The organism is Novosphingobium sp. MBES04 (assembly GCF_000813185.1).
Classification (GTDB): domain Bacteria; phylum Pseudomonadota; class Alphaproteobacteria; order Sphingomonadales; family Sphingomonadaceae; genus Novosphingobium; species Novosphingobium decolorationis.
Genome location: NZ_DF850490.1, coordinates 40,718 through 48,539 on the forward strand (window position 1 = coordinate 40,718; position 7,822 = coordinate 48,539).

At 62.5% G+C, this 7,822-nt stretch carries 8 protein-coding genes; 6 read left to right on the top strand and 2 right to left on the bottom strand.

The features are described from left to right. On the bottom strand, positions 1-306 hold a 306-nt coding region (locus MBENS4_RS22150), incomplete at its 3' end, for a recombinase family protein (protein WP_445321533.1). A gap of 122 nt (positions 307-428) precedes the next feature. On the opposite strand from MBENS4_RS22150, the gene MBENS4_RS22160 reads away from it, so the two are divergent. The 5 genes from MBENS4_RS22160 (at position 429) to MBENS4_RS22180 (ending at position 6,552) form a co-directional block, all read left to right on the top strand. Then, on the top strand, positions 429-3,398 hold the full coding sequence (locus tag MBENS4_RS22160; protein WP_082813446.1) for a Tn3 family transposase: 2,970 nt from the start codon (positions 429-431) through the stop codon (positions 3,396-3,398). Between the two features lie 120 nt (positions 3,399-3,518). Continuing rightward, positions 3,519-4,178, top strand: a complete 660-nt coding sequence (locus MBENS4_RS22165) for a DUF7146 domain-containing protein (RefSeq protein ID WP_242405079.1) — start codon at positions 3,519-3,521, stop codon at positions 4,176-4,178. Next, on the top strand, positions 4,175-4,819 hold the full coding sequence (locus MBENS4_RS22170; RefSeq protein ID WP_242405080.1) for a hypothetical protein: 645 nt from the start codon (positions 4,175-4,177) through the stop codon (positions 4,817-4,819). The genes MBENS4_RS22165 and MBENS4_RS22170 overlap by 4 nt, the downstream gene beginning before the upstream one ends. A gap of 67 nt (positions 4,820-4,886) precedes the next feature. Beyond that, a complete protein-coding gene (locus MBENS4_RS22175) occupies positions 4,887-5,213 on the top strand; it encodes a single-stranded DNA-binding protein (protein WP_039396059.1) in 327 nt (108 codons plus the stop codon). A gap of 394 nt (positions 5,214-5,607) precedes the next feature. After that, a complete protein-coding gene (locus tag MBENS4_RS22180) occupies positions 5,608-6,552 on the top strand; it encodes an ArdC family protein (protein ID WP_039396379.1) in 945 nt (314 codons plus the stop codon). Between the two features lie 151 nt (positions 6,553-6,703). Here the strand turns inward: MBENS4_RS22180 and MBENS4_RS25585 are convergent, their stop codons facing one another. Beyond that, positions 6,704-7,045, bottom strand: a complete 342-nt coding sequence (locus tag MBENS4_RS25585; protein WP_144401054.1) for a hypothetical protein — start codon at positions 7,043-7,045, stop codon at positions 6,704-6,706. A 453-nt stretch (positions 7,046-7,498) separates the two neighbouring features. On the opposite strand from MBENS4_RS25585, the gene MBENS4_RS22190 reads away from it, so the two are divergent. Further along, positions 7,499-7,822: DUF3768 domain-containing protein (locus tag MBENS4_RS22190; protein ID WP_084592317.1), on the top strand; the 324-nt coding region annotated here is incomplete at its 3' end.

Here is a 7,822-nt window from a genome sequence, read left to right on the forward strand (position 1 = left end):
GCCTCTTTTGGTGACAGACTGGACCAGTTTGCGCAGATCGTCGAGATTGCGGGCCAGTCGATCCATGCTGTGAACCACAATGGTATCACCCTCGCGGGCGAACGCGAGCATGGCATCAAGCTGGGGCCGGTTGACATCCTTGCCTGAAGCCTTGTCGGTGAAAATCCGATCGAGCGGTTGCCCCTCCAACTGGCGATCGACATTCTGGTCGAATGTGCTCACCCGGACGTAGCCGATCCTCTGGCCCTTCACCCCACTTGCCTCATGCTGAAATGTCAGGTTGAAATCTATGACATTGGACAGCATGTGTCAATAAATTGAATTTTACACTCTAAGTTGACACATTCTGCACAGAGTCTCTGACGTCTAGTTAGAGTATACTCCAGATTGACGCTAGCCTGTCGCTCTCGACTCGGGATGGAGGCAGGATGGCGCGGCGGCGATTATTGACCGGAGAAGAAAGGCGTCGCCTGTTCGATATCCCCCATGACGAAACCGCGATCGTCGGCCACTATACCCTTGCCGCCGAGGATCTCGAACTGGTCGGTCGCCGCTATCGCCCTGCCAACCGCCTCGGTCTGGCAACGCAGATCGCGCTTATGCGGCATCCCGGCTTCGGTTTGCAGCCCGACGTCGACGTCCCCGATGCGGTCCTTCACTATCTCGCCGCCCAGCTCTTCGTCGATGTTGATGCGTTCGCCGACTATGGCCAGCGCGCGCAAACACGTAACGATCATGCCGACATTGCGGCACGGCATCTGGGGCTACACCCTTTTCGGCGAGGGGATATACCGCTCGCGCTCGATCTCGCCGCAAGAGCTGCGGAGCGGACCGATCGGGGCGAACCTATTGTCCGCGCATTGATGGAGGGGCTGAAGCAGGAACGCTTCATTCTTCCATCGGCAGACACGCTCGAACGTGCGGGCCTCGCCGGCAGGGCACGCGCCCGCAAAGCCGCGGCGGCGCTCATTGTCGAAAGCCTGGGTCATGCCGAACTGGCGCGGATCGATGATCTGATCGTCAACAACAGCGACTTCGGCATGACGCCGCTGGCCTGGCTGCGCAATTTCGAGGAAGCGCCCACCACGGCGAACATCAACGGGCTGCTGGAACGGCTACGCTATGTGCGCGGAATCGGCATCGACCCGGCGATCGGCGCGAAAATCCCCGACTTCCGGTTCGCGCAGTTCATGCGCGAAGGTGGCGTTGCGCCGGCGTTCCTGCTCTCCGATTATAGCCTTAACAGGCGCCGCGCGACGCTGATCGCGGCGGTCATCGACCTCGATGCCAGGCTCGCCGATGGTGCGATCCAGATGTTCGACAGGCTTGTCGGAAGCCTGTTCACACGGGCGCGGCGCGGGCGGGAAAGGCGCTATCAGGACAGCATCCGCTCGGTCGGCGAACTTATGCGGCTGTTCGGCGCGACGATCGCCGCGCTGGGAGAGGCGGTCGAACATGGCGGTAATCCGCTCGAACTGATCGACGAAGCGGTAGGCTGGCACAGACTGGTCGCAGCCAAATCGCAGGTCGATGCGCTGGCCGAGCTGGCGGGCGAAGATGCGCTTGTCGCGGCGACTGGTCGCTATGCGACGCTGCGGCGGTTCAGCCCGGCTTTCCTCGATACATTCACGTTCAAGGCATCGGGGAGCGGATCGCAACTGGTCAAGGCCATCGAGGTCATCCGCGATACCAATGCCCGCAAGGCCCGCAGCCTGCCCGAGGGCGTTCCGCTCCCATTCGCCAACCGGCAGTGGAAGCGCCTCATCACCGAAGGTGGCCAGGTCGATCGCCGGCGATACGAGACGGCCATCATGGCCACGCTGCGCGATCGGTTGCGCGCCGGCGACATATGGGTCGAAGGAACCCGCAATTATCGCCGCTTCGACACCTATTTGCTGAGTCGACGCGATGCCGATAAGGTGGCCGACAGCCTGCCATTCCAGACCGATGCGGCCGCCTATCTGGAGGAGCGGGCAAGGACGCTCGACTGGCGGCTGCGCCGTTTCGCCAAGCAACTCAAGGCGAACAGGCTCGCGGGCGTGGCGCTCGAACGCGACCGGCTCAAGCTGCAACCCATGCCGGCGATCACTCCACCCGAGGCGGAGGCTCTCGATCGCAGGCTCGACGCCTTGCTTCCGCGCGTGCGGATCACCGAACTCCTGGTCGAGGTGGCCGAGCGCACCGGGTTCCTGAGCGCATTTCGCGATCTTCGGTCCGGCAAGGAGCATGACAACCCGCACGCGATCCTCGCCGCCATTCTCGCTGATGGATCGAATCTGGGTCTAGAGCGCATGGCCAACGCCAGCGACGGGGTGAGCTACGCCCAGCTTGCCTGGACCCACAACTGGTATTTGTCGCCCGAAAACTATCAGGCCGCGTTGGGGATGATCGTTGCCGCGCACCATGATCTTCCTTTCACGCGCCATTGGGGAGCCGGCACTAGTTCATCCTCCGATGGGCAGTTCTTCCGCTCGGGCCGCAACCGATCGGCGGCGGCCGACATCAATGCGAAATATGGCAGCGAGCCGGGCCTGAAGATCTACTCCCACCTGTCCGATCATTTTGCCTCGTTCGGATCGCGGATCATGTCGGCCACCGCCGGCGAGGCCCCCTACGTGCTGGATGGCCTGATGCTCGGCGCCGGCGCGCTACCGCTGCATGAGCATTACACTGATACCGGCGGCGCGACGGACCATGTCTTTGCCCTTTGCCATCTTCTCGGCTTCCGGTTCGTGCCCCGTCTGCGCGACATCGCCGACCGGAAACTCGGCTCGATCGCCGCGCCTTCGACCTACAAAGGCATCGAAAGCCTCATGGGCCGCACGATCAAGACGGCGGCGATCGAAGCCGATTGGGATGACATCGTCAGGATCGTCGCCTCCATTAAGGAAGGAGCCGTTGCGCCCTCCGCGATCCTGCGCAAGCTGGCCGCCTACAAGCGCCAGAACAGGCTGGATTTTGCGCTGGCCGAACTCGGCCGCATCGAGCGGACGCTATTTGCGCTCGACTGGCTTGAACAGCCCGACTTGCGTCGCGCCTGCCAGGCCGGCCTCAATAAAGGCGAAGCACGTCATACCCTTGCCGCCGCGATCTACACCAACCGACAGGGGCGGTTCACCGATCGCTCGATCGAGAATCAGGAATATCGGGCATCGGGCCTCAATCTGCTGATCGCGGCGATTTCTTACTGGAACACCGTCTATATGGACAGGGCCGCCCAGCATCTCCAATCATCCGGCGGCACCTTCGATGATGCGCTGCTTGCCCATCTCTCGCCGATGGGCTGGGTGCATATCAGTTTGACCGGCGACTATCTGTGGCAAAGGGCAAACCGGCTCTCCCCTGGCGAGTTCCGCACCCTCAACGATCCCATGGCCCGCTTCAAACTCGTGGCATAGCCAGTGTTCTCATTATGTCCGCCAAATCGTTGTCTGGCGCACAAACCTTGAGGTGACGCCTTCCACTGCTTTGCCGGATGCTCCCAAGACGAGATCCTGGCCGCGCTCAAGAACCGACAGATGAATCCGGCGATCACGGGCCGAGATACTCGGCCGCCTGAACCAGCGCGTGACCTGACACCCTTGTGCAAGCAGCTTTGGGATTACACGCTTCCCCTGCAAGGCACGCCCGGCCAGCTCTACCAAGAGCAGCGCGGTATCGGACATTCTCGCGCCGGCCGCTTCGCGCCAGGCGCGATAACCTATGAGGGCGGGAGCAAGCTGCGCTTGCCCGCCTTGATCTTGCCCATGACTGAGGGCCGCGAATTGCGCGCGCTCCTGCGGATCTTCCTCGACAGAGACGGTAGGAAATCTTCGCAACTCGACGAGCCGAAGCGCACGTTGGGCGATCCACGCGGCAGTGTCGTGCAACTCGGCGCACCCGCCAGCGACACCATGAACCTGGCCGAAGGATTCGAGGACGCAGAATCCGCTATTGTCCTCAACAACCTATCGGGTTGCGCCGCCGTCTGCGGCGTTGAACGCTACGCCAGCATCTTCATTCCCGATCACGTTCGCCGCGTCGTGATCTATTCGCAGCACGGAAGGGCCGCGGCCGATGCCATCGAGCGCGGGTCCGAAAACCTCACTGCGAACGGCCGCGCCCTTGAAATTGTCTCTCCCCCGCCGCGTTGCGATTGGAACGATGCGCTTATGGCCAAGCTGAAAGCGCGCGCGTGAGAGCAACCGCGCTCTTGGGCGGCCTAGCGTTTGTCGCGGTCGCGGCCTGGTGGAACCATCCGCAGGACCGCAAGAGCTTTGGTTGCTCCGACTTCGCGCCGAGCAGCGTGTGCGCGGCCGGAACCGGCCTTGTTCAGACCATGAACGGCGTCGACAGCGCTTTCATCACGCCCGACAGGCTCCCGCCCAAGGGCGTGCCCGGAGCGATCGACCCCGCCGTGACCCAGGAGAACATAGATCGGACTATCTGCCGACCGGGCTACGCCCGCTCGGCCCGCCCCGCCTATGCAATCACCGGCCCGTACAAGCGCCGCCTCATGGATCAGCAGCATCCCGGCCAAAGCATGGCCGACTACGAGCTGGACCACCTTATTCCAATCTCGATTGGCGGTGCGCCGTTCAATGAAAGGGATCTCTGGCTTCAGCCCCGAAAGGGCCGCGCAAACGCCAAGGATAAGAACGATCTCGCCTATGTCCTGTGGCGCCTGGTCTGCCGGCACGAAGTGCCGCTTGCGACCGCCCAAAAGGCAATCAGCGAGAACTGGATTGCGGCTTACCAAACCTACGCAACGCCTCAGAACATCGCGAAGTATCACTTCCGGCATGGCAACGAGGTCGTCGCAGGATCGTCAACTAAATGAAATTTTAATCCATCTTAAATTGACAACCCGGCGAGGGCGCCGCGCACTGCCTGAAAGGAAGACCTCGATGCCGCAGAACATCGCTGAATTTCGGATTATCGGACGTATCGGAAAAATCCGTCCTTTGGAGAAGGTTACCTATGTCAGCGTGGCGTCGAACTACAATCGCAGGGACGGGGACGACTGGAAGACCGATACGCATTGGAACAGCGTCGTATGCTTTCCGAAGATCGCCGCCCAGGTCGAGAACGCCGAGGAAGGCGACCTTGTTCATATCACCGGGCGGACCCGCGAGAACAGCCATTCGGGGGACGCTGGGATCGTCTACAAGACCGAGCTGATCGCGGATTCCTTCTCGATCCTGGCGCGCAAGATGGGCGAGCAGGACAACTAAAACGGGGAGGAGCGGGAGCGGCCTGCCGGCACGGCTCTATCTCCGCTTCGCTCCGACCGAACCCACGAAGCGGTTTCGGCCTATTCAGGTCACGATACTCGCTCGAAGTGGAGGCCGCGCTAGCGCGGCCTTTTTCGTTTGTCAGTCTCAAGGGGGGCGGCCTCCCCCCTTCCCGGCAAGGGCCGGGCCGTCTTCGCGCGCCAGGCGCGCTGCGCTTGGCTCACGCGTGGGTGTCCCCATCCTTCCGTCCGCTGCGCTCCCGTGCAGGACGGGTGATCCCCCTCCCCCGCGATCGGCCCTCCGGTGCCGGTTCAACCCCCCCGGCTTCGCCAGCGGGCAGAAGCCGATGGACGCCATCGCCTTCGGCTCCATGAGGAAAAAGGGGAACCAGCACATGACCCGCAAGACCAAGACCACCCGCCACAACACCGCCCCGCGCGCAGACGTGTACGAGGAAGTCACCAACCAGATTATCGACATGCTCGAAGAGGGCACCCGTCCGTGGTCGCCCCGTTGGGCATCGGGCCTTGCCTCTCTTCCGCGTCGTCACGAGGGCACCGCCTACCGGGGGATCAATATCCTTTTGCTTTGGACCGCCGCCATGACGCGCGGCTACGCCAATCCCTATTGGATGACCTACCGCCAAGCCGCCGAGCTGGGCGGGCAGGTCCGCAAGGGCGAAAAGGGCAATCTTGTCGTTCATGCCGGAACCTTCACCCCCAAGGACGGCGAAACCGGCGAGCCTGTCACCAACAGCGAGGGCGAGGAAGCAACCCGCAAATTCCTGAAGCGCTATGTTGTGTTCAACGTCGAGCAGATCGACGGGCTCGATATGTCCAAGTATCCCGCGCCTGCCGTCGAAATGAAGAACCGCGACGAGCGCGATACGGAGCTGGACGACGCCTTTGCCCGCTGGCCGGTCCCCTACGCCGAGGGCGGCCCGAGCGCTTTCTATGACCCTGCCGCCGACCGTATCCAGATGCCCGCCTTTGGTGACTTCGAAAGCGGCAACGCTTTCTATGCGACCCTTGCGCATGAGGCCGTGCACAGCACCGGGAGCGCCAAGCGCCTGGCCCGCGAAACCTTGCGCGATTACAGCAAGGCCCGCGAAATTCGCGCCGAGGAAGAGTTGATTGCGGAGATCGGCGCCGCGATGCTTTGCGCGCAGCTTGGCATGGAGCCGACCGAGCGCGAGGACCATGCCGCTTACGTGGCGTCTTGGTTGACCGCCCTGCGGAATGATAAGCGGGCCATTTTCCGCGCTGCCAGCGCGGCACAGGCTGCCAGCGAATTGATCCTGTCCCATATGGATGCGCCTGTGCAGACGATCGCCGCGTGAGGGAGATCCCGAGGGCGGCGGCACAGCCGTCCTCGAAATGCGGGTATGCGGAATTTCGGGCGTTTTGGGGCCTAAAACGCCCGAAATATGCCCTTTTTAAGGCGAAATCGCGCCTCCTTACAGGCTGTTTATAGCGCCTGCGTGTGGAGGTCTAACGCGATCTGGAAGAGCGAGAACCGAGATCAAGAGAGATTGCGTTGACGCCTGGAGCAACTGTCTCGCGTGGTTCTCTACCCGTTTCCATCGTAATCCATTGCCGCCCGTAAGTGCGGGCCACCAGATAGAAAACGGAACCGTAGCAACCGACAACCATGCACTTGTCGCGCAGGTCGATCGGGGAGCCGTGCGAGCCAAAGCGCAAAATCTGGATCGACACGTCCACCCGCTGTTGCATCCCGCAGCAGCGGCACTGCGATCGCGCCAGCGCGTTCGTGCGCGCCAGCTCGCCCCAGGTTGAGGCCCAACGAGGGAAAAGGGAGGCAATTTCGGTCATGGGATGAGCCTAGCAATCCGGCTCGACACCGTCCATGATGCCTGTTGCGCCAAGCCACTGGCGGAAAAAGAAAAGGCCCACCTTTCGGCGGGCTTTAATTTCCTTTGGCGATGAGGGGAACGGGAGCGACCTTGCGGCACGGCTCTATCTCCGCTTCGCTCCGACCGAACCCGTATGCCACGGTTTCGTCCCATACGGGTGACGATCCTCGCTCATAGATGCGGCGGCGCGGCCGCCAGGCTTGCCTGTCCGACTAAGGAGGGGGCGGCCTCCCCCTCCCTGCCCAAGAGCCGGGCCGTCTTCGCGCGGCAGGCCGCGCTGCGCTTGGTGATCGCGGCGGTATCCCCACCCTTCCTTCGCTGACGCTCCCGTGCAGGCGGGTGATCCCCCTCCGCCGCGATCAGCTCTCCATGTGCATTCCCACCCCCCGGCTTCGCCAGCGGGCAGAAGTCGATGGACGCCATCGCCTTCGGCTCCATCAGGAAAAAGGGAAACAAGCACATGCCAGATTTCGCAAAAATGTCCGACGACGAACGCGGGGAATATGCAGCGCGCGTTGCCACTCTCAACGATGAACTGCGGGCCGACCTTAGCAATCCCCAGCGTGGGCGCGTGGTGCTGACCCAGGGCATTCGCGCCCTGATCGAGGATACGGACCTTTCGCCGTTCTGGATCGATACCGCCGCCCTGCTGCGCATCGTGCGCGATTTTGCCGATTTCAGCGAAGACAACGACCCCCATGGTGAGCGCGACTTCGGGGCGTTCGAGTGGAAGGAA

Excerpts from the sequence above, each read along its gene's own strand:
- MBENS4_RS22160 (WP_082813446.1), top strand. The coding sequence starts at position 429 with ATGGCGCGGCGGCGATTATTGACCGGAGAAGAAAGGCGTCGCCTGTTC.
- MBENS4_RS22165 (WP_242405079.1), top strand. The coding sequence starts at position 3,519 with ATGAATCCGGCGATCACGGGCCGAGATACTCGGCCGCCTGAACCAGCG.
- MBENS4_RS25585 (WP_144401054.1), bottom strand. The coding sequence starts at position 7,045 with ATGACCGAAATTGCCTCCCTTTTCCCTCGTTGGGCCTCAACCTGGGGC.
- MBENS4_RS22180 (WP_039396379.1), top strand. The coding sequence starts at position 5,608 with ATGACCCGCAAGACCAAGACCACCCGCCACAACACCGCCCCGCGCGCA.
- MBENS4_RS22175 (WP_039396059.1), top strand. The coding sequence starts at position 4,887 with ATGCCGCAGAACATCGCTGAATTTCGGATTATCGGACGTATCGGAAAA.